The 26137-nt window shown below is 49.8% G+C and carries 25 protein-coding genes and 1 pseudogene; 7 read left to right on the top strand and 19 right to left on the bottom strand.

The window, feature by feature from the left end:
• Positions 1–39: 39 nt before the first annotated feature.
• The gene (gene psbC / locus RIF25_RS11315; RefSeq protein WP_322878647.1) at positions 40–1425 is read left to right on the top strand and encodes a photosystem II reaction center protein CP43; all 1386 of its coding nucleotides are present in this window, start codon (positions 40–42) and stop codon (positions 1423–1425) included.
• Between the two features lie 201 nt (positions 1426–1626).
• Complete coding sequence (locus RIF25_RS11310; protein ID WP_322878646.1) at positions 1627–3153, top strand: alpha/beta hydrolase; 1527 nt, start codon at positions 1627–1629, stop codon at positions 3151–3153.
• Here the strand turns inward: RIF25_RS11310 and RIF25_RS11305 are convergent.
• Together RIF25_RS11305 and RIF25_RS11300 are read right to left on the bottom strand one after the other, a co-directional pair.
• Complete coding sequence (locus RIF25_RS11305; protein WP_322878645.1) at positions 3139–3795, bottom strand: phosphoribosylanthranilate isomerase; 657 nt, start codon at positions 3793–3795, stop codon at positions 3139–3141. The two genes, RIF25_RS11310 and RIF25_RS11305, sit on opposite strands and share 15 nt — an antisense overlap.
• Positions 3796–3836: 41 nt before the next feature.
• The gene (locus RIF25_RS11300) at positions 3837–4304 is read right to left on the bottom strand and encodes a hypothetical protein (protein ID WP_322878644.1); all 468 of its coding nucleotides are present in this window, start codon (positions 4302–4304) and stop codon (positions 3837–3839) included.
• A 79-nt stretch (positions 4305–4383) separates the two neighbouring features.
• On the opposite strand from RIF25_RS11300, the gene RIF25_RS11295 reads away from it, so the two are divergent.
• On the top strand, positions 4384–5013 hold the full coding sequence (locus tag RIF25_RS11295; RefSeq protein WP_322878643.1) for a TetR/AcrR family transcriptional regulator: 630 nt from the start codon (positions 4384–4386) through the stop codon (positions 5011–5013).
• On the opposite strand, the gene RIF25_RS11290 is transcribed toward RIF25_RS11295, so the two are convergent.
• Both RIF25_RS11290 and RIF25_RS11285 read right to left on the bottom strand, forming a co-directional pair.
• A complete protein-coding gene (locus RIF25_RS11290; RefSeq protein ID WP_322878642.1) occupies positions 5010–5456 on the bottom strand; it encodes an Rrf2 family transcriptional regulator in 447 nt (148 codons plus the stop codon). The two genes, RIF25_RS11295 and RIF25_RS11290, sit on opposite strands and share 4 nt — an antisense overlap.
• 5 nt (positions 5457–5461) lie before the next feature.
• A pseudogene (locus RIF25_RS11285) lies at positions 5462–6199 on the bottom strand (SagB/ThcOx family dehydrogenase); the annotation flags it as partial.
• Positions 6200–7197: 998 nt separating this feature from the next.
• Here RIF25_RS11285 and metG point away from each other — a divergent pair.
• The 3 genes from metG to lptC all read left to right on the top strand — a co-directional run bounded on the left by metG (position 7198) and on the right by lptC (position 10696).
• Positions 7198–8787 (top strand): methionine--tRNA ligase, encoded by a 1590-nt coding sequence (gene metG / locus RIF25_RS11280; RefSeq protein ID WP_322878640.1) that lies wholly within the window; start codon positions 7198–7200, stop codon positions 8785–8787.
• Between the two features lie 93 nt (positions 8788–8880).
• Positions 8881–9522, top strand: coding sequence for a LabA-like NYN domain-containing protein (locus tag RIF25_RS11275; RefSeq protein WP_015123053.1), 642 nt, complete (start codon positions 8881–8883; stop codon positions 9520–9522).
• Between the two features lie 46 nt (positions 9523–9568).
• Complete coding sequence (lptC, locus tag RIF25_RS11270) at positions 9569–10696, top strand: LPS export ABC transporter periplasmic protein LptC (RefSeq protein ID WP_322878639.1); 1128 nt, start codon at positions 9569–9571, stop codon at positions 10694–10696.
• Positions 10697–10737: 41 nt separating this feature from the next.
• Here lptC and RIF25_RS11265 read toward each other — a convergent pair whose 3' ends face one another.
• The 7 genes from RIF25_RS11265 to serS form a co-directional block, all read right to left on the bottom strand.
• Positions 10738–12069: an NAD(P)/FAD-dependent oxidoreductase gene (locus RIF25_RS11265; protein ID WP_322878638.1), complete on the bottom strand. Its 1332-nt coding sequence runs from the start codon at positions 12067–12069 to the stop codon at positions 10738–10740.
• Positions 12070–12202: 133 nt separating this feature from the next.
• Positions 12203–12406 (bottom strand): hypothetical protein, encoded by a 204-nt coding sequence (locus RIF25_RS11260; protein WP_322878637.1) that lies wholly within the window; start codon positions 12404–12406, stop codon positions 12203–12205.
• A complete protein-coding gene (locus RIF25_RS11255; protein ID WP_322878636.1) occupies positions 12399–12581 on the bottom strand; it encodes a hypothetical protein in 183 nt (60 codons plus the stop codon). The genes RIF25_RS11260 and RIF25_RS11255 overlap by 8 nt, the downstream gene beginning before the upstream one ends.
• A gap of 68 nt (positions 12582–12649) precedes the next feature.
• Entirely contained in the window at positions 12650–13132 is a 483-nt protein-coding gene (gene ureE / locus RIF25_RS11250) for an urease accessory protein UreE (RefSeq protein WP_322878635.1), read from the bottom strand.
• A gap of 32 nt (positions 13133–13164) precedes the next feature.
• A complete protein-coding gene (locus RIF25_RS11245) occupies positions 13165–14661 on the bottom strand; it encodes an anthranilate synthase component I (RefSeq protein WP_407682396.1) in 1497 nt (498 codons plus the stop codon).
• Entirely contained in the window at positions 14556–15458 is a 903-nt protein-coding gene (locus RIF25_RS11240; RefSeq protein ID WP_322878633.1) for an energy-coupling factor transporter transmembrane component T family protein, read from the bottom strand. Before RIF25_RS11240 ends, RIF25_RS11245 begins: the two co-directional genes overlap by 106 nt.
• A gap of 32 nt (positions 15459–15490) precedes the next feature.
• The gene (serS, locus tag RIF25_RS11235; protein WP_322878649.1) at positions 15491–16765 is read right to left on the bottom strand and encodes a serine--tRNA ligase; all 1275 of its coding nucleotides are present in this window, start codon (positions 16763–16765) and stop codon (positions 15491–15493) included.
• A 271-nt stretch (positions 16766–17036) separates the two neighbouring features.
• On the opposite strand from serS, the gene pirA reads away from it, so the two are divergent.
• Positions 17037–17417, top strand: coding sequence for an arginine synthesis PII-interacting regulator PirA (gene pirA, locus RIF25_RS11230; RefSeq protein ID WP_322878632.1), 381 nt, complete (start codon positions 17037–17039; stop codon positions 17415–17417).
• 250 nt (positions 17418–17667) lie between these two features.
• On the opposite strand, the gene RIF25_RS11225 is transcribed toward pirA, so the two are convergent.
• From RIF25_RS11225 to ribD, 8 genes are all read right to left on the bottom strand, one after another.
• On the bottom strand, positions 17668–18804 hold the full coding sequence (locus RIF25_RS11225; RefSeq protein ID WP_322878631.1) for a DUF4346 domain-containing protein: 1137 nt from the start codon (positions 18802–18804) through the stop codon (positions 17668–17670).
• A 404-nt stretch (positions 18805–19208) separates the two neighbouring features.
• Complete coding sequence (locus RIF25_RS11220; RefSeq protein WP_322878630.1) at positions 19209–20873, bottom strand: B12-binding domain-containing radical SAM protein; 1665 nt, start codon at positions 20871–20873, stop codon at positions 19209–19211.
• Between the two features lie 94 nt (positions 20874–20967).
• The gene (locus RIF25_RS11215; protein WP_322878629.1) at positions 20968–21360 is read right to left on the bottom strand and encodes a hypothetical protein; all 393 of its coding nucleotides are present in this window, start codon (positions 21358–21360) and stop codon (positions 20968–20970) included.
• Positions 21341–21910, bottom strand: a complete 570-nt coding sequence (locus tag RIF25_RS11210) for a Panacea domain-containing protein (RefSeq protein WP_322878628.1) — start codon at positions 21908–21910, stop codon at positions 21341–21343. The genes RIF25_RS11215 and RIF25_RS11210 overlap by 20 nt, the downstream gene beginning before the upstream one ends.
• A 98-nt stretch (positions 21911–22008) precedes the next feature.
• The gene (locus RIF25_RS11205) at positions 22009–22752 is read right to left on the bottom strand and encodes a YebC/PmpR family DNA-binding transcriptional regulator (protein WP_322878627.1); all 744 of its coding nucleotides are present in this window, start codon (positions 22750–22752) and stop codon (positions 22009–22011) included.
• A 77-nt stretch (positions 22753–22829) separates the two neighbouring features.
• Positions 22830–24281, bottom strand: a complete 1452-nt coding sequence (locus RIF25_RS11200) for a serine/threonine protein kinase (protein WP_322878626.1) — start codon at positions 24279–24281, stop codon at positions 22830–22832.
• A gap of 14 nt (positions 24282–24295) precedes the next feature.
• Positions 24296–24928 (bottom strand): hypothetical protein, encoded by a 633-nt coding sequence (locus tag RIF25_RS11195; protein WP_322878625.1) that lies wholly within the window; start codon positions 24926–24928, stop codon positions 24296–24298.
• A 52-nt stretch (positions 24929–24980) separates the two neighbouring features.
• The gene (ribD, locus tag RIF25_RS11190; RefSeq protein ID WP_322878624.1) at positions 24981–26111 is read right to left on the bottom strand and encodes a bifunctional diaminohydroxyphosphoribosylaminopyrimidine deaminase/5-amino-6-(5-phosphoribosylamino)uracil reductase RibD; all 1131 of its coding nucleotides are present in this window, start codon (positions 26109–26111) and stop codon (positions 24981–24983) included.
• Between the last annotated feature and the right edge of the window lie 26 nt (positions 26112–26137).

Below are 26137 nucleotides of genomic sequence, written 5' to 3'. Positions count from 1 at the left end.
CCCATGAAAACTTTATCTTCCCCGAAGAGGTACTCCCCCGTGGTAACGCTCTCTAGTAATTCAATTTTTGCCACCAATCGGGATCAGGAATCCTCTGGTTTCGCCTGGTGGGCCGGTAATGCTCGCTTAATCAATCTCTCTGGCAAATTGTTGGGTGCCCACGTTGCCCACGCTGGCCTGATCGTCTTTTGGGCCGGAGCCATGACCTTGTTTGAAACGGCTCACTTCATCCCCGAAAAGCCGATGTATGAGCAAGGGTTAATTCTCCTGCCGCACATTGCCACCCTGGGTTGGGGCGTGGGGCCTGGTGGAGAAGTCGTGGATACCTTCCCATTTTTTGTGGTGGGTGTCTTGCACTTAATCTCCTCGGCTGTGCTTGGCTTTGGCGGTATCTATCATGCCGTGCGTGGTCCAGAAACCTTAGAAGAATATTCTTCTTTCTTTGGTTATGACTGGAAAGACAAGAACAAAATGACTACCATTCTTGGCTTCCACTTGATTGTCTTGGGTATTGGTGCCTTGCTCTTGGTCTTAAAGGCCATGTTCTTTGGCGGTGTCTATGATACCTGGGCCCCCGGTGGTGGTGATGTCCGTGTCATTGCTAACCCCACCTTAAATCCAGCTATTATTTTTGGCTACATCCTGAAGTCTCCTTTTGGAGGTGATGGCTGGATTGTTAGTGTTGACAACATGGAAGATATTATTGGCGGCCATATTTGGTTGGGTATTATCTGTATTTCTGGTGGGATTTGGCACATTCTGACGAAGCCGTTTGGTTGGGCCCGCCGTGCTTTCATTTGGTCGGGTGAGGCTTACCTCTCCTACAGCTTGGGTGCCTTGTCCCTGATGGGCTTTATCGCCTGCTGTTTTGTTTGGTTCAATAACACTGCTTATCCAAGCGAATTCTATGGCCCCACAGGCCCCGAAGCGTCTCAAGCCCAGGCCATGACCTTCTTGGTTCGTGACCAAAAACTCGGTGCTAATGTCGGCTCGGCTCAAGGCCCGACTGGTTTGGGTAAATATCTGATGCGCTCTCCGTCTGGGGAAATCATCTTTGGTGGTGAGACCATGCGCTTCTGGGATTTCCGTGGCCCTTGGTTAGAACCGCTGCGTGGCCCCAATGGTTTGGACTTGAATAAAATCAAGAACGATATTCAACCTTGGCAAGCTCGCCGGGCGGCTGAATACATGACCCATGCGCCGTTGGGTTCCTTGAACTCTGTCGGTGGTGTGGCTACTGAAATCAACTCAGTGAACTTTGTTTCGCCCCGGTCTTGGCTCTCTACTTCCCACTTTGTCTTGGGCTTCTTCTTCCTCGTTGGCCACCTCTGGCATGCGGGTCGGGCTCGGGCTGCGGCGGCTGGGTTTGAGAAAGGGATTGAACGGGAAACTGAAGCTGTTCTCTCTATGCCTAGCTTGGATTAGTGATGATCTGAGTTTAGAAATCTAATTGATTGATTGAGGCTCCCATAATTTTGTGGGGGTCTTTTTTTATAGACTTGGCTGTATCTGCTCTAGCTGTGGAATCACTTATCGTCATTTCTGCTAAAGGTGAGATACTCAAGAGTAACGCTCGTAACGGTTTCAAGCTTTTTTGTGTTCCATTCCTAAGCGAAATGACTATAGATGTTGAATCGCATCACTCAGGTTTGGTTGCTGTTGTTAGCTCTCGGCATAGCCTTGTGGTGGGGGACTCGTTTTGAGATTGAGGGCCATTCCTTTCAAGTGCTTGGGCCCGTTAATCAGGAATTAGTCGGTCGCTACTATTTGCCTAACGATACTCAATCCCCTTACCCCACCGTGATTCTCTGTCATGGGATTTCCTCGCAAAAAGAGACGATGGAGCCGTTAGCTCTTGAACTGGCCAATCAGGGAATTGCAGCTGTGACGTTTGACTTTGGCGGGCAAGGCGAATCTTATCCACGGGAAATTAGTCAAGCCGATAATCAAACGGATCTTGAGCAGATTATGGCCTGGGTGAAAAAGCAACGGATATTTGATCCAATGCGTTTGGGGTTGGCCGGTCATTCCATGGGCGGAACCACAGCCTTAATCTATGGTTCTGGTGATCCCAAAATTCGGGCTACGGTGCTGTTGGGGATTGGCGGGGAAGCAACTCCAGATACACCTAATAATTTCATGGTGGGGATTGGGGTTTATGAGCAGTTAAATCCGGTTCCCGTGACCCAGGCCCTGTTTAACGCTGCCATCTCTCCCAGGTCTAATTTTGTCAAAGGAACTGCCAGAAATTTAGTTATTTCAACCACATCGGAACACGCCAACGCCCCCTATGACCCAGAATTAATTGCCCAAACCGTGCAGTGGATGCACCAGGCCCTGGGTTTACCGCCTCACCAAGTCAATATTCGAGGGCAGTGGCAGATTGTTGGCCTAGGTTTGATCTATCTTGCCGGAATTGGCCTGGGCACAGGCGTGTATCAATGGGTGGCAAGGAAGAGCAAGGATAAAATTCTCTTGCTGTTGATTCTCGTGGGATTTGTTCTCACCCAATTTCAGGGGGCAATGGGCGGCTACTTTATTTTGTGGGTTCTGCCAGTGGTTCTGTTAGCTCATTTCTGCCAGCGTTACCAGGCCAGCCATCTTAGAACCATTGCCCTCTATGGTGGGGTTTTCTATCTCATGTACAGCGTGAGTCTGGTTGCCCATGGCCTGTTCTCTGGGTCTTTGATCCGAGTTCCTACGGGATTCTTAGGTTTTCCGATTCTGCTACTTTATCTTCCCTTTGGCATTAGCTACAATCTCTTTTTCCTCCTGCTGCACAAACTTAACCATGGCCAGGCTTGGGTGTGGATCATGTTTCTCATTCTGTGGGGGGGAGAATTGCTCCGGCCGGGGATTGTCCTCCATTTGGGAGATTGGCTAATTCGAGGCGGGGCGGCATGGATACGGCAACCATTCAATTTGCAGTGGCGGCGACCCTCAAACCTGGCCTTGATTAGTTTACCCATTGCCTTGGGAATCTTGGGGGTGCTGGCCTGGCAACAATGGCAGGCGGGGTTCTTTACGGGGGAAGCATTTGTCTTTGCTGCGAATATTCTTGGCTTTTTTGTTGTGTTACCCGTGGGGCTAACCTTGGGGATTCTGCGCTCATCCTGGTTTGTCGGCCTGGAAACGCGGTTAGAAGGGGATTAAGGCAAATGGGTTCTCTAAAGCACGCATTAGGGCCTGAACTTTAGCCAAGTCTTTATTGCCCGGAGAGTGTTCAACGCCACTGGATAAATCAATGCCATCAGGTTGGGTTTGAGCGATGGCAGAGGAGGCATTATTGGGGGTTAATCCTCCTGCTAACCACCAGGGGCATTCGGGCTGAAAATGGCTGAGTAAATTCCAATCCCAGGCCTGGCCGGTACCGCCGAGTTGTTCAGGATGATAGGCATCCAAGAGCAAAATATCAACAAGAGGGGCATAGGCTTGGGCCTGGTCTAAGCTGGCTTGATCTTTGATGCGTAAGGCTTTGATTAAGGTGTGATTGGCAAATTTGGCTCTGATGGCTGTCACAAATTCTGGTGACTCTTGCCCGTGAAGTTGAATGGTGTTGATCCCGGAAGTATTGACAGTATCATTGATAGTCTCGAGTTCTGCATTAGCAAAAACTCCCACCGTTAAGAGCTGAGGAAACTCGGTGAGTTGGGTAATGATGTTCCCGATCTGGCCTGGGGCAATATAGCGGGGAGAACTGGGGACACAAATAAACCCAATGGCATCGACACCGAGTTGGGCAATGGCAACAGCTTGCGGGGCCTGGGTCAGTCCACAGATTTTGAGTTTCAGCATTTTCTCTAGAGCTAACAGATTATCATTTTTACACAAAATACTTATTTAATAAACTGCAGTAAATCAAACTCTTGCCGAATATGTAACAGAGATTGATCCAGTAATGGCTCAAATTCGAGAAAAGGAACGCGCTTTTGCCACTTACGAGTTTTGAACCAGGTTGCGATGAGTTCCGGAATAAGTAAAGGCAGGACTTTCAAAATGGCTCCATAAAGCCAAAGCACCCCCTTCTCCTTGATCATGTCATCGTACATCACATCTACGGCAGGTGTGCTTCTCATTTCCCGAAACTGCTGAAAAGTACACTCACTTGTCCACCAAAATAGGGGCAAAATTTTCAGTTCGTCATACATTCCTGTATCACAGCCATAAATGACATGACCAACATCGTGAGCCAGCAAGATTTTGGCAAACTCGGGTGGCTGAGTATCGGGAGGCGTGATATGGGGGTTAGACGCATAATACTCTGCCAACCCTTCCCGGAGCGTTTGCGTGCTATTTCTATCCATGTAGGATGGACAAGGAAGTTTACCCATGATATTTCGATACGACTTAGTTTCGTAATTAATCCTAACATACAGAGACAGAATGAATAAAAAATCTCCGGGGAGGCCCCGTAGTGCTGAATCTCATCAGGCCATTTTGAAAGCGACCACTGAATTGCTAGGAGAAGTTGGTTTTGATGCGATCAGGATTGATGCAATTGCGGCCCGGGCGGGAGTCGGTAAAACCACCATCTATCGTCGCTACAGAACTAAAGAAGAATTAGTTGCAGATGCAATTGAGAGCTTTCGGCAAGATATTGTCATTCCAGATACAGGTTATTTCTGGAGTGATCTGGATCAATTAATTGAAAATGCAGCACAGATTACTCTCAACCCTTTGGGACGACAAACTGCTGCCATGATTATTAGCAGTGCTTCGAGTAATTCTCAGTTTGCAAAAATATACTGGTCTAAATATATGAAACCGCGACGGGAAGCCTTTGCAGTTGTGCTAGATCGGGCAAAAGCCAGAGATGAAGTTCAGCCAGATTTAGATAGTGGTTTAATTTTTGACATTATGAGTAGCATTATGCTTTATGCACTCATCTTTGAACCCACTTCTGAATCATGGACGGAATATATTCATCGCGCTCTAAACCTGGTCTTTAAAGAGGCTTTAGCGTCATGCAATACAAACTCTGAGATGAGAATTTTTGGATCATTTAAATCTTAAACGACAAAACTGGCACTTTCTCCTTGGGCAGCTTGCCAACTGCGGGCATCATAGTATAAATCTTCTAGAGAAATATTAAATAGTGCCTCGCGCAGTTTTTGATGCAGGCGTTTCCATAAGCTGACTGTGACCCAATCCGCAGCAGCTAAATCTGGGGGGACATCCTCTAAAAATAGGGGCTGGATCGATTCACCGACGGCCTGGAGGATTTGCCCAAGGGAGATGTTGCTGGGGGGATGGGCCAATTGATAGCCACCTTGAGACCCGCGCAGGGAATGAACCAGGCCAGCCCGGCGCATTGCAATCAATAACTTTTCTAAGTAGGGAGCTGGCAGGTCTTGGCGTTGGGCAATCTCGCGTACGGAAGCAGGGCCAAAATTAGGGCGCAAACTTAAGTCCAACAAGGCTTTAACACTGTAATGACCACGAGTCGTTAATTTCATGGGCTTTAGGCGGGAACTCCCAAGGTGGTTAAATACAAAACGGCATCATCCACCGGAATCCCCAAGACTTCATTCACCTGATCATCAAAAAATCCGGCAATGCCACTGGCTCCTAAATTTAACTGCATCGCTGCTAAGTTTAAGCGTTGTCCTAAATGGCCCGCATCCAGGTGGAGGTAGCGATAGGCGCGTTCCCCATGAGCGGTAATAGCAGCGGCTAAGTTGGCCGTCTGAAAGACAACCGCAGCAGCATCTCGGCCTAAGTCTTGTCCTAAGCTGAGGTGGTGGAGTTCGGCCCGGAAATTTTTGAAGCGAATTTGCCGGAGTTCCTGGGACTGGGGCGCGTAGTAATAACATCCCGCTTCTAACCCTTGCACTCCTGAGATGGCGACAAAAGTCTTAATCAAGTCCAGGCCAAAATAATCTGGGGCGGCATCTAATCCTTGGGCTTGATAATGTTCGGGGTGGTAGGCAAAGTCTAAGATTTGAGCCAACTGGGCCTGGGTGATTGAACCTCCTGTATAGGAACGGGTCGAACGGCGGCGCAATATTGTGGTTTCCAGGCCTTGCAAATCCGGCTGCCAATTAATCGCAGGCGCGCTCAAATGGACACGGGTTAACCCTGGAAAATCGTATAAATCGGGGCTAGGGTCAGCGGGACTATCAACGTCAGACTCTGGTTCGGATTCCGATGTTTTCAGGGTAATCGTCCCCAGGCAGAAATCAATGATCACGCCATCGGGATTCCCTTGGGGTTTCGGGGTATAGGTGAGATCAGTGGCTGTAATTTGACTGGCCTGGTTTGATAAAGCCTAAAAAAAGACCCAAGCGGATCAGGCCTGGGTTATTCACTGAAAAAATCTTTCACTGGTGATTGTCCCATGTCTGAATGAACCTCCAAATTTCCAAAATCAAATAACAAGCTGACACCTTAACTGTCCATACCAGTTCTGGGGCTGGCAGATGAAACACCGAAGACAGGGAATTTAATCCCGGTCGTTTTGACTCCAGTCCGACCTGGGTCGAGGGATTTTGTCGGAAGAGGTTGAGAATTCTATGTCGAATCAAAGCAACGTTTTCAGGGGTATGGTCTTTGCAAATGCATGAATGCCCTTTCCTCAAGGCCACATCCAAGACCCAATGGCGTTGATGCTTAATTCCCCAATGGCTACGCACCGCTTGGGCAAAAGTTTGTGCTCCCAACGCCTACGGCAGGCTTTGCCAACGCAATCACCATCTGATTTTTCTGACTGGTCAGTATGGCTCCTTTTTTCCCGCCCCAGTTGTCGGTGTGACGCGCTGTTTCCCCATCAATAGTGATAATTTTCCCCTCATTCAGTTGAGCGACTGATTAGACCCAGTTGAGGAAACACTCTTTTGACATCCTCCCCGCCCTATAGCTTGCGTGCAAAGCAGGGCTAGGATTCCTTGTTTCACAGGGAGTCTCAAGACTTTGCCCTCCACAAGAGTTCTTTGCGATGTGTCCCACCGCTGTTGTTTGCCCTGATCCTCCAGGTTCCTCCGTTCTAAGACGTGAGCCTCTGGCGATGTGGCAGATTTCCTGTCCCGATTGTAACAAAGCCGCCCTAAAGTGCGGGGCTTGTATCCCATTTCTTTGGTACATTCCCATCTTTATTTCTTTGGGTATGCGTTTGCGCTGCTCTCCACCTAGGCACATCTGCAGCCCCCGCCCAAAACAAGCTAGGATCGAAGAAAACTTAATCACGGCAATTTTTAGCTCATGTCTGCTGGCCCCACTCGCTTTGCCCTGACCACTCCCCTCTATTACGTCAACGATCTCCCCCACATTGGTAGTGCATACACCACGATTGCCGCCGATGTTCTAGCCCGGTTTTATCGCTTACAGGGGGCAGAGGTTCTGTTGATTACGGGCACCGATGAACATGGGCAAAAAATTCAACGGACTGCCGAGAAATTAGACCGCTCCCCCCAGGCCCATTGTGATCAAATTGCGGCTGGCTTCCAAGACCTATGGCAAAAATTGGATATTCACTACGACCGGTTTAGCCGCACTACGGATCCCCGCCATGCCCAAATTGTCGAGGAATTTTTTCAACGGGTTTGGGCAAAGGGGGATATTTACCTCGGACAACAACAGGGTTGGTATTGCGTAGATTGCGAAGAATTTAAGGAAGAACGGGAATTACTGCCCAATCAACATTGCCCGATCCATATCAACCGGCCTGTGGAATGGCGAGATGAGCGCAATTATTTCTTTCGACTATCTGGCTATCAAGAAGCACTCTTAGCCCACTACCAGGCCAAGCCAGACTTTATCCAACCCCCTAGCCGCCGCAATGAAGTCCTCAGCTTTGTGGAAGGGGGCCTGCAAGATTTTTCAATTTCTCGGGTGAATATGAACTGGGGCTTTCCCATTCCGGTTGATCCTAGCCATACCATTTACGTTTGGGTTGAGGCCCTGTTGGGATATGTCACTGCCCTGTTGGAACCCGACCAGGCCCCGACCTTAGAAAATGCCCTCAAAACCTGGTGGCCAATTAACCTACATCTGATTGGCAAAGATATTCTCCGCTTTCATGCCGTCTATTGGCCTGCGATGTTAATGTCTGCCGAATTGCCTCTCCCACACCGGGTCTTTGCCCATGGCTTTTTGACAAAAGACGGGCAGAAGATGGGGAAAAGTTTGGGGAATACCCTCAATCCCTATGACCTGATTGCAAACTTTGGGGCCGATGCTGTCCGGTATTACTTCATGAAAGAGATTGAGTTTGGCCGGGATGGGGACTATGCCGAAACGCGATTTATCAATATTGTCAATGCCGATTTAGCCAATGATCTGGGAAATCTTTTGAATCGCACCTTGAAAATGGCCGGAAAATACTGCCAGGCCAAGGTTCCAGAGATTAATGTGGGCAGCCTCAGTCCTGAACATCCCCTGGTGATCTTGGGTAAAACGGCGGGAGAAACGGTGAACAATGCCTATGGAGACTTAAACTTCACCTTGGTGTGTCAAACCGCCTTGAACTTGGCCCGCACAGGGAATAAATATCTCGATGATCAGGCCCCCTGGAGCTTATATAAAAAAGGTGCGCTAGAACAAGTTGCTGAAATCCTCTATACCGTTCTAGAGGCGGTGCGGTTGGCAGCCTATCTACTCGCCCCGATTATTCCCAATACAGCGAGCAAAATCTATCAACAACTGGGCTATGGCATAGATTTTAATCACCCAGAAACATTGCAACATTTAGGATCTCATCAAGCCTGGGGCATCCTCCGGCCTGGACAAGCCCTCGCCCCACCCGAGCCTGTATTTCAGAAATTAGTCGCCCCAGAAACCCCAGTAGCCTAAGTTGCCCCCAACAAATGAGAGTTTGAGCTAGGCTGGAGTGAGTATTTATACTATAAAATTTTCTTTTTTGAAATTGAGGATAACATCGTTTTAATGATTACACCAGAGCAAGGGGTCATTTACACTCCTGAGCAGGTTCTAGAGAATCGCGGTCGGGTAGCCATTTTCATTGATGGTTCTAATTTATTCTATGCGGCCCTGCAACTCGGAATTGAGATTGACTATTCCAAACTTCTCTGTCGCTTGACAGCGGGGTCGCGGCTGTTTCGGGCCTTCTTTTATACAGGGGTTGACTCCACTAACGAAAAACAACAAGGCTTCCTCCTCTGGATGCGCCGCAATGGCTATCGGGTTGTTTCTAAGGAACTGGTGCAGTTACCAGACGGCTCCAAAAAAGCGAATCTGGATGTGGAAATTGCCGTCGATATGATGTCCCTGGTCGGCTGCTACGATACGGCAATCTTAGTGAGTGGGGATGGGGATTTGGCCTATGCCGTAGATGCCATTAGCTATCGAGGGGCGCGGGTCGAGGTTGTCAGTTTGCGTTCAATGACCAGCGATACCCTGATTAATGTTTCCGATCGCTACATTGATCTCGATACAATTCGGGAGGACATTCAAAAAGCCCCCCGCCCGGCCTATACCTATCGTCCCCTCTCTGGAGTGACCACCCCTGATGTTGTTTCGGAACCTTGGTTATCTCCCAAACGCCCGGAAGACATGGAAACACCCTAAAAAGGCTGGTGGCCATCCCTCTGCTGCTAAGTCCCTCATCCTTTCTGTGCTCTTGGTGACTGGCCTGGTGGGGGCATTGGCCGGCTGTCATTGGGGTCAAAGCACTTCTACCACAGATTCCCCTATTGAGACTGAAGTGGAAGGGGGCGTTAAGTTCCGAAATCTTGTTCTGCGCCAAACCAATCCCAAGGGAGAACTGCTTTGGAAAATTCAAGCGGAAACGGCCACCTATAGCCCGGATCGCAAAGTTGCCCACCTCAAAAATGTCCAAGGCGAACTCTTAAACGCGGGCAAACCTGTTTATAAACTCACCACCCCCCAGGCCCGGGTACAGCAGCAACAAACCCAACTGATTCTGAATGGGCCGGTGAGAGTACAGGACTTACGCAATCAAGTCGTCTTAGTCGGCCGAGAATTTATTTGGCAGCCCAATCAAAACCAACTCCTGGCCCGCCAAAATCCCCAGATCCGCTATCCGAAAATTACCCTGACCGCCAAAGAGATCACCGCCAATAGTAAAACCCAGCAGGTACGGGCCCAACAGAATGTCCAAGTGGTATCCCAACGTCCAGATTTCCAAGACTTGCAACTGACGGCCCAGGTGCTTTTGTGGAATGTGAACGAAGCCCAACTGATCGCCGGTTCCCTGACTAATCAAAAACTGCGGGGGGTAGAAGTCAAACGGATCAAGGGGCCCAATATGGGGGAGCGGGCCGTTGGGGCAGAACTGGCCTGGAATTTAACCGAGAAAGTCCTGACCTTACGGGAACAAGCCCAAGTGAATCTGGTGAATCCCGATGTCCAGGTGGCCGGCAATGCCTTAATGTGGCGGGTTGAGCAGCAGGAAATTTCTAGTCAGGCACCGCTCCAGATTTTTAGCCCCAGTCAAACCCTGACCGCCCAGGCCCAGGCCGGCCGCATGGATCTGGCTCAAGAACGAGTTGAATTACGGGGGCAAGTCCAACTCAATCGAACCCAAAATCCAGCCCAACTCAACGCCGATCAACTCACCTGGTTTTTGCCAACTCAGAAAGTCAATGCGCTGGGGAATGTATTTTATCAGCAGCAAACCCCCTTTCTGCGGGTCAAAGGAACTGAGGCGGTGGGTTGGTTAGATAAACAAGAGGTGATTGTCTCCGGGCGAGTTCAAACTCAGGTGATTCCGGTGCAGTGATCCTGGCCTATTCTTAAATTGCCGTGGTTAGTGAGAGAGGGTCAGGCTTTGCCCACTTGCTCTGGGATAGCTGCCAGGGGTTCCATGTCTTGATTAACCCGCCCATCTTCCCCCGTAATTAGCCTTGCTCCCCGATTGCGGGTGAAATAACTCCAGGCCCATTGGGTCATGACGACTAACTTATGATCAAATTCAATCAGGTAATAAATGTGGGCAAAGACCCAGATCAACCAGGCCAGGGGGCCAGTCAATTTCAACCCCCAAAGATTCACCACCGCTTCATTTTGCCCAATCACAGCTAGATTGCCAGAATCGCTATAACTAAAGGCAGGTAGGGCTTCCCCTTGGACTTTAGCTTGCAGATATTTGGCTAAAAATTCCCCTTCTTGAATGGCAACGGGGGCAATGCCGGGGAGAGGATTACCAGTTTGATGGGCATAGTGGGCCAAATCCCCAATCACATAAATATTTGGATAGTTGGGTAAGCTCAAATCCGGCTCGACAATCACCCGCCCCACACGGTCTAAACTCGCCCCCGTAGCTTCGGCCAAGACCCGCCCTAATCCAGAGGCCTTCACACCCGCGGCCCAGAGAATCGTCTGTGCGGCAATTTTCTCTACTTCTTCCCCCTGTTTGGTGGTGACAATCTCATCGGTAATGTTGGTAACGAGGGTGCGGGTTTTGACAGTCACGCCCAATTTAGTCAGAGAGGCCTCGGCTTTGGCAGACAAATCTTCGGGGTAAGGGGGCAAGACCCGATCCAGGCCCTCAAGGAGTAAAATCTTGGCTTCTCCGGTGTCAATATTGCGAAAATCCTGTTTCAATGTGGCATAGGCCAACTCGGCAATGGCTCCGGCTAATTCAACACCTGTGGGGCCACCCCCGACAATCACAAAGGTTAACCAGGCCTGGCGTTTGACGGGATCCGGTTCTTTTTCGGCAGCTTCAAAGGCCATAAAAATCCGGCGGCGCATTTCTAGGGCATCTTCAACCGTTTTCAGGCCTGGGGCTGTTTGTTGCCAATGATCATTGCCAAAGTAATGATGACTTACCCCGGTGGCCACCACTAAGCTGTCGTAATGCAGTTCTTTGCCTTTAGTTTTCAAGGTCTGGGCCTGGGGATCAAAACCAATCACTTCTTCGAGGAGGACTTGGACATTTTTGTAACCCCTGAGAATCGAGCGTAAGGGTGAGGAAATATTGGCCGGCGAAACGCTGCCCGTGGCCACTTGGTAGAGGAGGGGTTGAAAGAGGTGGAAATTGCGTTTGTCAATCAGAGTGACTTTAACAGGCCCATTACCGAGGGACTTGGCTGCATACAACCCGGCAAACCCACCGCCAACAATCACCACATGATGTAACGTTTTGCTCATACCACTCCAGGCCTGGAAAATAGCCAAAACTTTAAGCAACTTAACATTGTCTGACTCAGTTGTAACCTATTCTTTCAATTAAGTTAAGTGCTTTAGGTAACGAATTCTTGAAAATTAGGGGGAGTCTGAACGTTTATTCTGCCAGGCCAGGTAGTCTAGGAGCCATTGTCTGAGGTAATGCGCGTATGGTGGTAATAAGCTGTTTCTGTTCGTTTTCTGAGAGCCAGTCATTCATGTAAATAAAGCCAGTATGGCCGGCTGCTCGCGCCCGTTGCTCTCCAAGTTGGAATAAGGCCTTCATCTTTTCTTTTTCTTGCTTAGTATTGGTTTTAGTCATAATCACTACCTGCGCTAACTAAGTTACCATCTGGCAATATTCCTATCACGATTGTAATCGGTGGAAAAAAATCTATCCATAGCGTTCCAGTTTCAGGGTCTAATATTGCAAATCGAGCAACATCAATAAATTGATAAGTAGTGAGAATAATGTATTGTATTCCTGTTAAATTCATTAGACTTTTATATCCTGTTTGTAGAGTGATTTTAAGAGTTTTTCGAGTGATATTCCAGCTTTTGATTCCTAATGGGGGTGATGCTCATGTCCAGAATGATAGGCTCCCAATTCCGGCTGAAAGGGATGCGACCCTACTTCAACTTTTAGTCCCCGTTGGATCAGGAGCTTTTCTAAAACAGGATCGGGGCCAATGCGTAAATAGGTCGGTTGAATTTCGATGGGGACATGGCGATTGCCGAGGTGGTAGGCCGCTTGCAGGAGTTCCAGGGCAGTGGGGGCTGTGATCGTTAAGACGGGTTCGGCCTGGGCCTGGATGCCAACTATAATCGCTGCGGTCTGATTCTCGGCAATGGTGGTTGCTGGCTCGGCCTGGAGTAAGTCCCCATCCCGCAGAACTGTCCCCCGAGGTAATTGCAGAAAAACACGCTCTCCAGTGGTAGTGACAAACCAATGGCGCGATTTAGTCCGTTCTGTGGCCGTGAGGGCGAGAAAAAGACTCGGTGCTTGGTCTGGAGCAGGATTAAGGCGGGTGTGGGCAACTAGGTTCATGGGGATTTAAGCACAATTTAAAAAAAAATAGGTCAGGTGGCAGTCTTGAGGGCCTGGAAAAGTGCTTGGGCTTTTTGCAACGATTCATCCCATTCGCGCCTGGGATCACTATCGGCGACAATACCCGCCCCAATTTGTCCCCAGGCCTGGGTTTGGTCAGCATTTACCAATAGGGTGCGAATGAGAATATTCAAATCCAAATGGCCCCGCCGATCAATATAGCCACAGGAGCCATAAAATAAATTTCGCCGCACTGGTTCCAATTCTTCAATAATTTCGAGACAGCGCACTTTCGGACAGCCCGTAATCGTTCCCCCCGGAAACACAGCTTTAATGACATCCAGGCCACCAATCCCTGGTTTTAAGAGGCCGCGGATATTACTGACTAAATGCATCACATGGCTATAGGATTCCAACACCAAGAGTTCATCCACATTCACCGTCCCCCACTGACAAACTCGCCCCAAGTCGTTGCGTTCTAAATCCACCAGCATGATGTGTTCGGCCCGCTCCTTGGCATTGTTGAGGAGTTCTTGGCCTAACTGGGCATCAGTGGCAGCATCTTGGCCCCGTGGGCGCGTTCCAGCAATGGGTCGGGTTTGTACCTGTTGATTGTGGACTTGCACTAAGCGTTCTGGGGAGCAACTGACAATATGGCCCCAAGGGGTTTGGACATAGCAACTAAAGGGGGAGGGGTTAATGGTTTGCAGTTGTCGATAGAGAGACCAGGCCGAGATTTGCCCCGTGACTTGAAACCGTAAAGAGAGGTTGGCCTGGAAAATATCGCCAGCGTGGATATATTGCTTGGCCTGGTTGACGCGGGCTTCATAGTCTGTTTGGTTCAAACCTAGTTGGGGCGGCGTTAAATTGGGCCGAGGACGGGAAGACTGTTTTAATTCTCCGGGCTGATCACCATCTCTACCCAGTAACCGGTGAGTTAACGCCTCTAAGCCTTCTGAATCCCCAGCCGCTAACCATAGTTGATCCTGATGATGATCTAAAACAGCAAAACAAGCAGGTTGATACCAAAACGCAATGGGTAGGGGGAGAGAGTCGGGTCGGGTGTAGGGGAGTTGCTCAATTTCCCAGGCCAAGTCGTAGCCCAACCACCCCAACCATCCGCCAATAAACGGTAAATGGGCTGGGACATGATCAGGGAGTTCTGAGGTTGTAGCGGCAAAAAGATGTTCTAAACAGGGGATGATTTGCCCAAGTTCAGGAGTCCAGGCCTGGCCGGGTTGGGGATTACCAGCACAAATGGAATACCGGGCCTGGGGTTGGTCGCTATCCTGAGGACTTTCTAGTAAAACCGCAATGGCCTGGTCTAAAAAAAGTCGTCCAAAGATTTCGGAGCCAGTGCGCCCTTCTAAAGGTAAATTTTGCCAAAGTCGTTGATCCGTCACCCTTACAAACTCAGACCTTTTTAACTCAACTTTAGATAATTGGGTAACATAACTCGTCCGACCAAGACCAGGCCCATGACGGCCAAGGCCAACCAGTCCCGTCCCCGCCATTGGAGAGCTTGCCATTGATTCCGATAGTCACTGGCCTGGGTAAAGCCCCGTACCTGCATCGCCCCCGCCACCTGTTCGGCCCGCAGTAATAAATTCTCTAAAATCCGCCCGGCCAGCATCACCCAGATTTTAATCGCCCCCCCCAGGCCCAGTTTGCGCCAATCAATCGCCCTTGTCCGAATCGAACGCCCGAGGTTTTGAATTTCTTCTAAGACCAAGGGAATAAAGCGCAGGGATAGGGTCAAGGTCAAGGCTACTTCTGTCACCGGCACTTTGAAGGCCCGCAGGGGCAACATCAGGGCTTCCAGGCCAGCCGTAATTTCCTCAGGCGCAGTTGTCAGTAAATAGAGACTCGTCCCATAAATCAAGGTGAACAGGAGGGTACTCAGGCGAATCCCCAATTCTAGGGAGCGGCGGGTAATTTGCAGGGGCCCTTGGCCTGGCCAGAGGGGGGGATGACTCCAAAGCACATAGTTGTAGTCGGTGGTGGGAATTGTTTCGGGGGTAATTTGGCGGGGTTGGTAACTAAGGGCAAAACCATCGGGCATGAAGGAGGTAATCACCAAAATTAAAGACCCGACCACCACTAACCAGACCAACTGCCGCCCAAAGGCCCGCAAGGGGATTCTGGCCAATGCCGTTAAGAGTAAGAGTAGCCCCACTAAAAGCAATCGCCAGAGGGAATCAGCCATTAGCGGCGAGAGTAAAAAAGTCATTAACCAGGCCAGCTTCAGGCGTGGATCCAGCCGATGCAGCCAAGTTACGGGTTGTTCGAGGTATAGCCCTAAGGGTAAGGAACGCAATAAATCCATTGTGGGCAGGGTCTCAGGTTAAAGAGGCGGTTTCAGAGAAAGGCTTGGCCCAAAAAGGGTTGCAGGGCCTCAGGGATTTTCACAGAGCCGTTGGGTTGTTGATGATTTTCGAGAATTGCGGCCATTGTTCGTCCCACCGCCAGGCCAGAGCCATTCAAGGTATGGACAAAGTTGGTGCCTTTTTTCCCCGTTTCCTTATAGCGAATTTTTGCCCGTCGGGCCTGGAACTCACCAAAATTAGAACAACTGGAAATTTCCCGATAACAGCCTGCCGAGGGGAGCCAAACTTCCAGGTCATAGCATTTGTTGGCCGAAAAGCCTAAATCGCCCGTACACAGTTCTATGACTCGATAGGGTAATTCAAGGGCTTCCAGAATCCCCGTGGCATCCTGCACCAAGGCCTGGTGTTCTGCGGCTGAGGTTTCGGGAGTCACCAGCTTAACCAGTTCCACCTTATTAAATTGATGCAGGCGAATCAGCCCCCTGGTATCCCGCCCATAACTGCCCGCTTCCCGCCGAAAACAAGGGGTATAGGCACAGTGGTAAATGGGTAAATCCTCAGCCGCCAAAATCTCGTCTCGATACAAGTTGGTGACGGGAACTTCAGCCGTGGGGGTCAACCAGAGATCATCATCGGCACACTTAAAGCTTTCTTCGGCAAATTTTGGCAGTTGCCCCGTGCCTGTGAGGGAGTCACTGTTGATTAAAAACGGGGGCAGAACTTCCACATAGCCGTTTTGGGTATGCCGACTGAGCATGAACTGAATCAAAGCGCGTTCGAGGGCAGCAGCGGCACCGATCAACGTTACAAACCGGCTTTGGGCCACCTTAACGGAGCGTTGCACATCCAGCAGGCCCCGTTTTTCCCCCCAATCCCAGTGGTTAATCACAGCATGGGTCGGTTTGAGGTCATCCCCCCATCGGCGAATCTCGACATTTTCCGTTTCATCGCTCCCGATTGGCGTAGTCGGACTGGGTAGGTTAGGAATGATCAATAATAAAGCCTCGAGATCCGCCCGCAGTTGCCGCTCTTGGGGTTCTAGTTCGCTGAGTTGGCGTTTAATCTCGCTGGCTTCTTGACGGAGGCTTTGGAGTTCCGGGGCCTGGGGATCTGTGCCTTTTTTAATTTTTTGCCCAACTTCGGCTCCAATGGCATTACTCCGGGCCTGGAGTTGGGAGCGTTGCTGTTCCAGTTGCCGGATTTGGGTATCTAGGTCTAAGGGGGCCTGGAGATCATAAGTCCCGCGACGGCTGAGTTGGGCTTGTATGGCTGTCGGGTTTTCCCGCAACTGCTTGAGATCAATCACCGGCACATTTCCATCCACTAGCCCCGATCCTACAGTGATTCCAGGCCGGTGAGGAGCTACCCCCATGTCTAACCTGAAAACCCGGATTGTCAAGATTACGAAATTTTGTAAATGTAATGTCAGGGTTTGGCAACCTTATCTAAAAAACCGTATAATTAGATACAGAAAGAGCCAGAGTTAAGCCTATCAAAGCTGGCAACCTCAAGAAGGCAATCGAAGTCAAAGGGTGAGATTGTTGTAGCCATTAAATTAATTTTCGGGAGTTTTTAAGATGAAACTGACTTATCGTGGTATTCCCTATGATCGTCCAGACAACCAAGTAACCACTACCCCTGGGGATGTCATGGGCAACTATCGGGGGGCGGCCTGGATCGCTCGGATTGTGACTTCTCCTTTGAAATCAGTTCCTGCCCAGACGCTTTGCTGGCGAGGTGTTGTTTACAATACCGATGGTTCTGCTGTTCAGTCCGCTGAAGTTGTGGTTCCGGCCCTGCCGACCCCGGTTAAAGTTCAACATCAAGGGGTCAATCTGGGTGATGCCCATCGGCAATGGATTCTCAAGAGCCTAGAACACCGCATGGAAGTGGCTCGGAATCGGGGCGATCAAGGCCTGGTGCAGATGCTCGAAGATGAATGGAAACAATTTGCCTAGGGCCAACTGACAATAGATCTCCGAACTTAAGGCGTTAGTCTCCGTAATAACCCAGGTGATCACCATCCAATTTGGGCAGCTTATTCTTGCTCCAAACGGATTAGATTATAGGAGTTATGAATGAGGCTAACGCTTTACCAAGGCCCCATGATGATCGTTCCGGTTGAGCGGCTACAAATAACTTTTGCATGACCACCAATATCTTTCAGCAGTCTGCTTCAATCGGATTGTTATGCCGTGGCTGCTGCAATCATCTTTCTTCATGGAATACAGCTTTGTCTTGAACATATCTAAAGCCTAGTTGAATTGATAGTTCTGCCCTTGCTAATTCCTCTCCTAAATATGCAGCATGATCTAACTGAGTGACCCAACCATTTTCAATAATTGTCCAATACAAACTTCTGGCGCTATTACCTTCGATGACTCTCAAAAGGGTGTTGTCATAGGAGTAGTGTTCAGCTAAAATTATTCTCTTCTCTAATTTCGGAAGAATCACAAAGTAGCCTGTTTTATCCATCCGAAACCGTGTAGGCTGCTCTGCCTGAATTGTGGATACATCTGATAGTTGTAGCACCTCAGCTTTTTTGCTCTGTTTCGCGCAACCACATGAAGAAAACTCTTCTTGGGAGAGTTCCTTCATCTTCCCAACGATTCGGTCTACATCCTCACAGTCAATCAGATCAACAATCTGCACTTGTTTGCGGAAAACTTCAACTTCTTCATGAGTAACGTTTTTCAGGATTGGACGCTTGCCAGGAGAGCCGATTACCTTCATCCGATCGTCTACCCCATTTGCAGCAAGCGCAAGTAGAGTTTTTCCGCTGTAGTGTCCCTCAGAGTCTTTTCCTGTCAGCAGCAGAAACCGAATGGTTGGATTACTCACGATATTTTTAACAACCTTATCAATCCCAATGTTTTCTGTCTCAGTTTTACCAACGATACAGAGTTCTCTGGGTTTGAGGTTTGCGAGTTGTTCAGCCAGTCCAACGCTAGCAAGAGTTGAAACTGCCACTGGACAATCTCCACCATGACAAAATGCAAAATACTCACCAGGAACTGGGAAGCGAGCATCTTCTCGGATCTCAAAAGAGCAGCCCGATGAGTCATTTTGAGCAGATTCAGGAAAGGCTTGATGAATCAAATTGGTTGCCACTGCGGGGAAACAGTGAGCGCATCCAATACAGGGGTACTGAATTGGCTCCATTTGATCCAGCCAGTTTTGAGTATTTTTGAGCAAATCCGAGTTGGTGTCAGCCAGGTTGGAAGATAACGTGGATTCTAAATCTTCCAACGTTTCCTTCATACACCCACATTTTCGGCACTTGGCAAGTGACATTCCTTCTTGAAGTTCAGAGTGGATGTTGCTAATTTGACTGTCTTCTGGCATGTCCAGTTCTCTTAGTGTGAAGCCTAAACTTTATTGTGAATTCAACAATACTTTACTTTTAAGGAGCTTGTCCCCACAGATAACTTCTAAACTACTGCCTCACCCATATAGCAAACAGTAATGATTCGTGAGATTAGTCCAAGATTATTTGTGTCTGATAAATTTTGACTTAACCCTAGGCTTAAAGAAGGGCTACTCCTTACCAAGGGCATTCATGATCAAATAGTCTCACAAATGAAGACGGATTGCTATATCTCTACAGCATAACAATCATTCTCGCAAATCAAGACAGACTGCTATAGCCTTACTCATTTCGGGTGAGGTGGGGGCAAATTAGAAAATGATTTATGGGAAGTCTTCTAACAGTTCTCCTCTCTCAGAACAGTCTGCGTAACGCTATAGGGCTAGATCTGTTGTTCTGAGTTTTGATCTGGGTTCCTAGACATGAGGGCCTGGGCGGTTGTCAGATGATTGGCCAAAGTTTGCCTGGGTAAGGGCCCCTGTAAATGGTGCCAGGGTAAAACCCGCTCTAAGTTCCAGTCGGTAAAAATATAATCCTCCCAGGCCCCAAGATTATTTTTTAATTCCTTAAAAGCCCGCTTATAACTGCCCAAGGAATCTCCATAATGGCGCACCCTTTCCAAGACCGAACTCAAGCGGCGATCTCCCCGCGCTAACAGGGCTTGAATTACCGACCATTGATAACTTTCCGGGCGAAATTCCACCCCCACCTGTCCTAGGCCCTTTTGGAGTTGTTTCAGACGCTGTTGGGCTTGCGGATTAACACCCAGCCATTGGAATGGGGTCTGGGCCTTCGGGACAAAGGTACTACAACCGAGGGTAAAGCGAAATCCGGGGGTTCTTTTTTTCAACTGCTGCATTAACTCCAAGGTGGCGGCCACATCAGCCGGGATTTCACCAGGAATACCCACCATGCCATAGAATTTAATCCCCTTAAGTCCCCCGGCCTGGGCCTGTTTAGCAGCCTCCCAAATCTGATCATTTTCTAGTTTTTTATTCACAATTTCCCGCAGGCGGCTGGCACCACTTTCAATGGCAATCGTAATCGAGCGGGTATCGCGCTTGGCTAAGGTTCGGGCTAATTTTTCCGTGACCGTGTTTGTCCGCACCGAAGCAATACTTAAACGGAGATGATCAAACTGGGATTGCCCCAAATAATCCAAGAGGCTTTCAAATTCTGGATGCTGAGTCACAGAAGCCCCTAATAAACCCAGGCGATTCGTCACTGTTAGGCCCTTTTCAATTACCGGAATCAGTCCCTCTAAACTGGGTGTCCGAAATGGCAAGGTTAAATAACTCGCTAAACAAAACCGACACAGTTCGGGACAACTACGAACCACTTCCACGAGGTAAATGTTTTCCCAGGCCGCCTGGGGTGTCACAATGCAAGAGGCAGCTAAGGTATTTCCCCGATAGGTTTGTTTAACTACTGTCGTTGGAACATCAGGATGAATCCCTTGAATCCGCTCAATTGTTCCAGTTGGCTCCCGGTAAACAACTTCGTACAAACCAGGAACATAAATTCCCGGCACTTGGGCTAAGGTAAGCAGTTGTTCTAAACGGGGGGCAGATTGGACTGACCGATAGGCCTGGATAAAATTTTCGAGTAAATCCTCCCCATCACCAAGCAAAATAACATCAAAAAAGTCAGCATAGGGTTCCGGGTTTGCGGTTAGAACTGGGCCGCCGCCAAAAACGAGGGGATGATTAACCTGCCGTTGTTGGCTCCAAATTGGAATCTCTAGCTGCTCCAATAAACTTAATATATTCCCGTAGTCAAGCTCCCAGGAAAAGGAAAACCCCACTAACTTTGGCTCACGAGGCAACGACTCAGCTAAGTCTGTAAATAAACGACTCACGGCCAGGCCGGGGTGTTTGCGCAGCAGGCCATAGACGACTTGAAAGCCCAAACTGGTAATCCCGACACTGTAGGTATTAGGAAAGGCATAGATGAGGGGAATTGCATCGGCACAGACAGGGCCTGGGGTAAAAAGCCACTGTTCTTGGGCGAGGATGGCGGTTGATGGCGGGGTGGTGCGATTACTCACGCGGGAATAAGGGTTTCCTCAGAGAAGGTCAAGGCTCAAGATTAATCATCTCGCTCTAGTTGCATCGTCTTACACAGGTAGCAATAAACTTTGTTTATGGTATTCCTAAAAAAGCTTTGAGGGCTGTTTTATATCGTTTCTTTAACCGCTTAGAAACTAAGCCACCTTGCTGAATTTTTCTAAGAACCACAGAAGAACAGGCACCTTTGGGGATAGGGCTACCCGGAGTTATGAGACTAGCTAATTCAATTACATTCATCTCACGAGCAAACTGATAGGCAATAACAGATTCGTGAACAATAAAACTTGTCACCTGTGATCCTGGCAACAGAACACAAGAGGTGTCTGAATTATTTCTTCTAGTAGTCACATTTACAAATAGATAATCATTTTCAGTGGTTTGTGCAATTGCAATATAGAGATGTTGACCATTAGGAGGTGTATCGATCAAAAATGCATCTCCCAGATTAATAATGATGTTGGTCATGGAGGACTCTATCTAGATAAGCTTCTCGAATCACCTCTCTCTGAATTTGTTGTATTTCTTCATTCGTTTTGCCAATATTCCTCAGAACATCTTCTACTGAAATTGGTATTAGGCAGCCGTGGGGATTTGTCCATTCTGGAAGAGTATGCGTCCACCCAGCGACATCGAATGGATCAAGATGCCCAAAAGATTTATAAACCTCCTGAATGATTTCCTCTTCCTCTTCACAAAGATCTTCATTGCCTGGATCATTGATCAACGAAACAAATTTGTTATTCTGGGTGCAGATAAAATCAGACCATCGAGGTAAAGCCTGATCAACGGGTTGCCCTTTAATTAAATCGTAAACACCACCAAGCACAGGGCCATAATCCATCGCAACATAATGATCCCCAGTAATGGGTTGCTCGATCCGTTGAAGCGCAAGACGATCAGCCATATATAGCATCTTCAGCAAGCCTAGATAGTTCATCGGCTGGCCATGGAGCTTTAGAAAGGTTCCTGTAGCTTCGATTGCTTTTTCAGGATGAAACTGAAACTGGATTGACATAGCCACTTAGAAAATCACCCTATGCACCCTCATTGTAGGAGTTTTCCCTCCCAATCCCTCTTGTATAGAGCAGCCCATTTATACCTGCTTGTGTAAGTTCATAACTCAAAGTTGGCGGCTACGGTTTGCATATCGTCTAAATCCTCAAGGGCATCCATGAGCCGTAATATTTGCCGGGCCTGGTCGGGTTGAGTAATTTGGACTGTGTTCAAGGGCAGCCACTGTAACTCTGAGGACTCAATGGGATAGCCCGCCGCGTCTAGGAGGCCGGTTAGTTTCGCCAATCCGAGGGGAGCCACTTTGACGGCAACTAATGTTTGGCCTAGTTCTTCATCGGTAACTAGTTCATACTCCTCTGTCTCCCCTTGCAACAGCACCTCTAAAAATTGCTCTTCATCGGCTGGCAATGGCAAGGTAATCATTCCCCACTGCTCGAACATCCAGCCCACACAGCCCGTTTCCCCTAAATTCCCATCAAATTTGTTAAAGGCGGCACGAATATCCGCGGCGGTGCGATTGCGATTATCGGTTACTGCTTCCATCAAAATAGCGACCCCACCAGGCCCGTAGCCCTCATAGCGAATGGTCTCCCAGGCCCCGCCGTCTCCTGTCCACGTTCCCGCCCCCTTAGCAATGGCCCGCTCAATATTTTCCTGAGGAATCCCCGCTGCTTTAGCCTTAGTAATTGCCGTTCGCAACTGAAAATTCCCGGCCGGATCCGGTAAACCCTGGCGGGCTGCGACAATAATTTCTCGAGAAATGCGCGCAAAAATCTTGCCTTTTTGAGCATCAACCCGAGCTTTTTGGCGCTTAATATTCGCCCACTTACTATGTCCAGCCATCTGTGCCCGTCTAAAGTCTCAACATTATTCAGCCAGGATCAACCCATCGCCGATGCAGTAGCTAAAACCCAAAAAGATTAGGGATTGCCTGGGTTTTTCGGTTCAGTCGCGGCGGGCGTTGGTGGGTCTGGTTTGGGGTCTGGTGCTGGGGGCGGTTTGGGGGGATCCACCGGAATGGGTTCTGGTGAAACGCTCGGGGCTGGCTCTGGGGGTGGAGTTTCTGTACTCGGTGGAGTTGGAGTCACTTCTGGAGCCGGAGTCCCGTTCCCATCTGGAGTCGGGGTAGGCAGTTCTGGGCGAGGGGTCTCCTCTTCCGGCAGGGGGGGGGATATTTCCGGACTGGGCAAGGAGGGCGTTGGAGAACTCTCAAAGGGTGGGGGAAGGTCGAGGACCGGGGGTTGGGGTGTTACCGGCGGGCGGGTGGGCGGGAAGGATTCATCCTGCTGAATTAAGGGGGGTGCGCCAGGTATGCTGGTTTGTTGTCGTAGCCATAACCCCAGGCCCGCCCCGATGCCACTGCCCACAATTGCGGTTCCCAACAACCAAAACCAAGGACTGTGCCACATTGAGCGGGAGGAGGACGGTTGTGAGCGAGATTTACGGGCTGAAGCTAATTCTGGTTGAGTTGCCGGAATAATCGGGCGGGCTTGCGGGAGAACTGCTACGGTACTGGTAGTCATGGCCGATACCCCAGCGCGACCGTTGCCCGATTCGGTTTCATCAAGGAGATCTAGCCACTCTGCCACCGATTGGGGCCGATCCCGCGCATCCAAGGCCATGCCTGCTAAGACCGCAGCTTCCAGGCCAGGACTCAAATTTCGTTGAAACTTTTGCAAACTATCCAAAGGAACTCGATCCCGCAAGACAGAAGCAACTGGGGGTTTCGCTGCTAACAACGCATAGAGGGTTGCCGCCAGAGCATAAATATCGGTAGCCGGACTCCATTGATGCTTTGGTAAATATTGTTCTACGGGCGCATATCCGGCTGAGAGCATTCCCGTATTGGTTTCTACTTTGCCAGGGGTATATTCTCTTGCAATGCCAAAATCTATTAACACCACTGAGTCCGTGCCCTGGCGAAGCATAATATTGTCTGGCTTCACATCCCGATGCAGGAGGCCATGATCATGAACCAGAGCCAAGGCCGAACCCACCTGTTTGATGTAGTGAATGGCCTGGTCAGGGCTGAGGGGCCGGTTCCGGACTAAAGCCGCCAACGTTTGCCCCGGAATATAGTCCATGACAATAAAGGGTAGCCCCCCCTCAATGAAGCAATCGCTGACCCGGACAATGTGGGGATGTTGAAATTTGGCCAGACGTTGAGCTTCGTGGATAAATCGCTGCCCTATTTGGGCCAGTTGTTGGGGATCATGCTGGGCCGGGTTAATGGTTTTTAAGACCATCGTTTGGTGCAAAAGCGTATGGGTAGCCCGATAGGTGACCCCAAATCCACCTTGGCTCAGGAGGGCATCAAGACGATATTTGCCACCTTGGAGAGAGTTGCCGAGAGCGAGGGGAGTAACGGTCATATCACAAGCAGGGGTTAAGGGCCAGGACTAGGCAGCAGCGGAGGGGCGGGCGGAGTAAAGGGGGCATCAAGCACAGCCGGATTACTGGGGGGATCACCGAGGGGATCACTAGGCAATGGGCGAGGCGGTGGGGACAAAGACGCGGGGGGAGCACTCGGGGAGCTAAGTTGCAGGCTGACCAGGCGATAGGCTAAATAGGCCGGGAGAGCAGTCATCGTTACGGCAATGATTCCAGAAAGGATCGGGGTCAAGCTCCAACGACTCCCATAAAAACTCCGATAGGGATCGTAATTGGGATTGGGGTTTGTTTGCTTACGGCAGGTGGTGGGACGTTTGAAGCGTAATCGCCGATCATCTAACTTTTCCAGTAATATCCACCCCCCCTGACTCTCCTCTTGACAGACTGTTTTTAACGTTTCTGGTTGCTGAAAAATACTCCGTTGGGCCCGGACAATCTTAAATTCCCACCCAACCGTATTTGTCTTGGGGGCGGTGGCGGTGGGATTGGGCGGGGTTTGATACTGGGTCAAGTCTTCCTCTTCTTCTTGCTGAACCAAGGCCTGGTCACTGAGCCAAAACCACCACTGACTCGTGACGACCAAAGATAATCCTAAGCTACCACTGAAGAGACTCAGGAGGGTGATCAAGACAGGACTCCGGGGCAGGGCAAGGGTCTAGCTGGGCAAAGTTCTCTACATCTTACAAGTTAGGGGCAGGAAATGGCCCTTGGGCATATTGGCTGGGGGGGATATAGGCCTGGAGTAACATTTCGGTGCCAATGGGCTGCCACTGGACTCGTTCAAGGGTAATCGCCTCCGCCATCGTTTCCAGGCCCAGATCTCGAAACGGAGTCGCCTCTCCCTGGCCACCAATAATTTTCGGTGCAATAAAGGCCCAGATTTTTTGAATCATCCCCTCTCGCAAGGCCTGGGTACTGAGGATGCCGCCGGATTCCCACAGCACCGTATTGATCCCGCGCCCGCCCAGAACATTCAAGGCTGTGGTTGGGGTTAAGCTGGGCAAGGTTTGGAGTTCGACCCCTTGATTTTGCAGGGTTTGGGCCACGGGATGATCAGGGGCGGCTTCCGTTAAGACAAGGGTGGGGGCGATATCCGTTTGCCAAAGCTGGGCGGGGTAGGGCAGGTTTAATTGCCGACTCATGACGACGCGCAGGGGATGATGGTCACTGGCCTGGTGGCTGGTTAAGGAGGGGTTATCTTGCCGCACGGTATTCCCCCCGACAATCACCGCATCGGATTCGGCCCGGAGTTGATGAACCACATGGCGGGCTGTTTCCGAGGTAATCCATTGGCTGTGACCACTGCGGCTGGCAATTTTTCCGTCCAAAGTCATGGCATATTTGAGAATTCCAAAGGGCCGCTGGTATAAGACCCGATGGACAAACGCCTCATTCAAGTCCCGACAGGCCGCCTCTAAAACTCCGGTGATTACCTCCAGGCCAGCCTGACGTAAACGGGCCACTCCACTCCCGGAAACCCGTGAATCTGGATCAATCAAACCGACCACCACCGTCTTAATCCCGGCCTGGATCACCGCTTCAGTGCAAGGAGGCGTACGCCCATAGTGATTGCAGGGTTCGAGATTGACATAGAGAGTTGCCCCCCGCGAGTTATCTCCAGCCGCTTGTAAGGCAAAAACTTCTGCATGGGGTTGACCGGCCTGGGGATGCCACCCTTCACCGATAACTTCTCCGGCCTGGACAATGACACAGCCCACCAGCGGATTAGGCGAGGTGCGACCCCTGGCCTGGGCTGCCAGTGCTAAACATCGGGCCATGTAGGATTCGTGGAGAGTGAGATTGGCAGACAAAGGGGCAACTCTAGCGTTATACAGGC

The organism is Pseudocalidococcus azoricus BACA0444 (assembly GCF_031729055.1).
Classification (GTDB): domain Bacteria; phylum Cyanobacteriota; class Cyanobacteriia; order Thermosynechococcales; family Thermosynechococcaceae; genus Pseudocalidococcus; species Pseudocalidococcus azoricus.
Note: the sequence above shows the minus strand (reverse complement) of the source record. Positions and strands in the feature narration are given on the sequence as shown.

Coding starts and splice junctions, on each gene's coding strand:
- RIF25_RS11295 (WP_322878643.1), top strand. CDS start 4,384: ATGAATAAAAAATCTCCGGGGAGGCCCCGTAGTGCTGAATCTCATCAG.
- RIF25_RS11300 (WP_322878644.1), bottom strand. CDS start 4,304: ATGGATAGAAATAGCACGCAAACGCTCCGGGAAGGGTTGGCAGAGTAT.
- RIF25_RS11215 (WP_322878629.1), bottom strand. CDS start 21,360: ATGACCAACATCATTATTAATCTGGGAGATGCATTTTTGATCGATACA.
- RIF25_RS11260 (WP_322878637.1), bottom strand. CDS start 12,406: ATGACTAAAACCAATACTAAGCAAGAAAAAGAAAAGATGAAGGCCTTA.
- RIF25_RS11265 (WP_322878638.1), bottom strand. CDS start 12,069: ATGAGCAAAACGTTACATCATGTGGTGATTGTTGGCGGTGGGTTTGCC.
- RIF25_RS11255 (WP_322878636.1), bottom strand. CDS start 12,581: ATGAATTTAACAGGAATACAATACATTATTCTCACTACTTATCAATTT.
- RIF25_RS11275 (WP_015123053.1), top strand. CDS start 8,881: ATGATTACACCAGAGCAAGGGGTCATTTACACTCCTGAGCAGGTTCTA.
- RIF25_RS11310 (WP_322878646.1), top strand. CDS start 1,627: ATGTTGAATCGCATCACTCAGGTTTGGTTGCTGTTGTTAGCTCTCGGC.
- RIF25_RS11245 (WP_407682396.1), bottom strand. CDS start 14,661: ATGGCAAGCTCTCCAATGGCGGGGACGGGACTGGTTGGCCTTGGCCGT.
- RIF25_RS11225 (WP_322878631.1), bottom strand. CDS start 18,804: ATGCCAGAAGACAGTCAAATTAGCAACATCCACTCTGAACTTCAAGAA.
- RIF25_RS11290 (WP_322878642.1), bottom strand. CDS start 5,456: ATGAAATTAACGACTCGTGGTCATTACAGTGTTAAAGCCTTGTTGGAC.
- RIF25_RS11200 (WP_322878626.1), bottom strand. CDS start 24,281: ATGACCGTTACTCCCCTCGCTCTCGGCAACTCTCTCCAAGGTGGCAAA.
- metG (WP_322878640.1), top strand. CDS start 7,198: ATGTCTGCTGGCCCCACTCGCTTTGCCCTGACCACTCCCCTCTATTAC.
- RIF25_RS11205 (WP_322878627.1), bottom strand. CDS start 22,752: ATGGCTGGACATAGTAAGTGGGCGAATATTAAGCGCCAAAAAGCTCGG.
- RIF25_RS11210 (WP_322878628.1), bottom strand. CDS start 21,910: ATGTCAATCCAGTTTCAGTTTCATCCTGAAAAAGCAATCGAAGCTACA.
- ureE (WP_322878635.1), bottom strand. CDS start 13,132: ATGAACCTAGTTGCCCACACCCGCCTTAATCCTGCTCCAGACCAAGCA.
- RIF25_RS11240 (WP_322878633.1), bottom strand. CDS start 15,458: ATGGATTTATTGCGTTCCTTACCCTTAGGGCTATACCTCGAACAACCC.
- pirA (WP_322878632.1), top strand. CDS start 17,037: ATGAAACTGACTTATCGTGGTATTCCCTATGATCGTCCAGACAACCAA.
- RIF25_RS11305 (WP_322878645.1), bottom strand. CDS start 3,795: ATGCTGAAACTCAAAATCTGTGGACTGACCCAGGCCCCGCAAGCTGTT.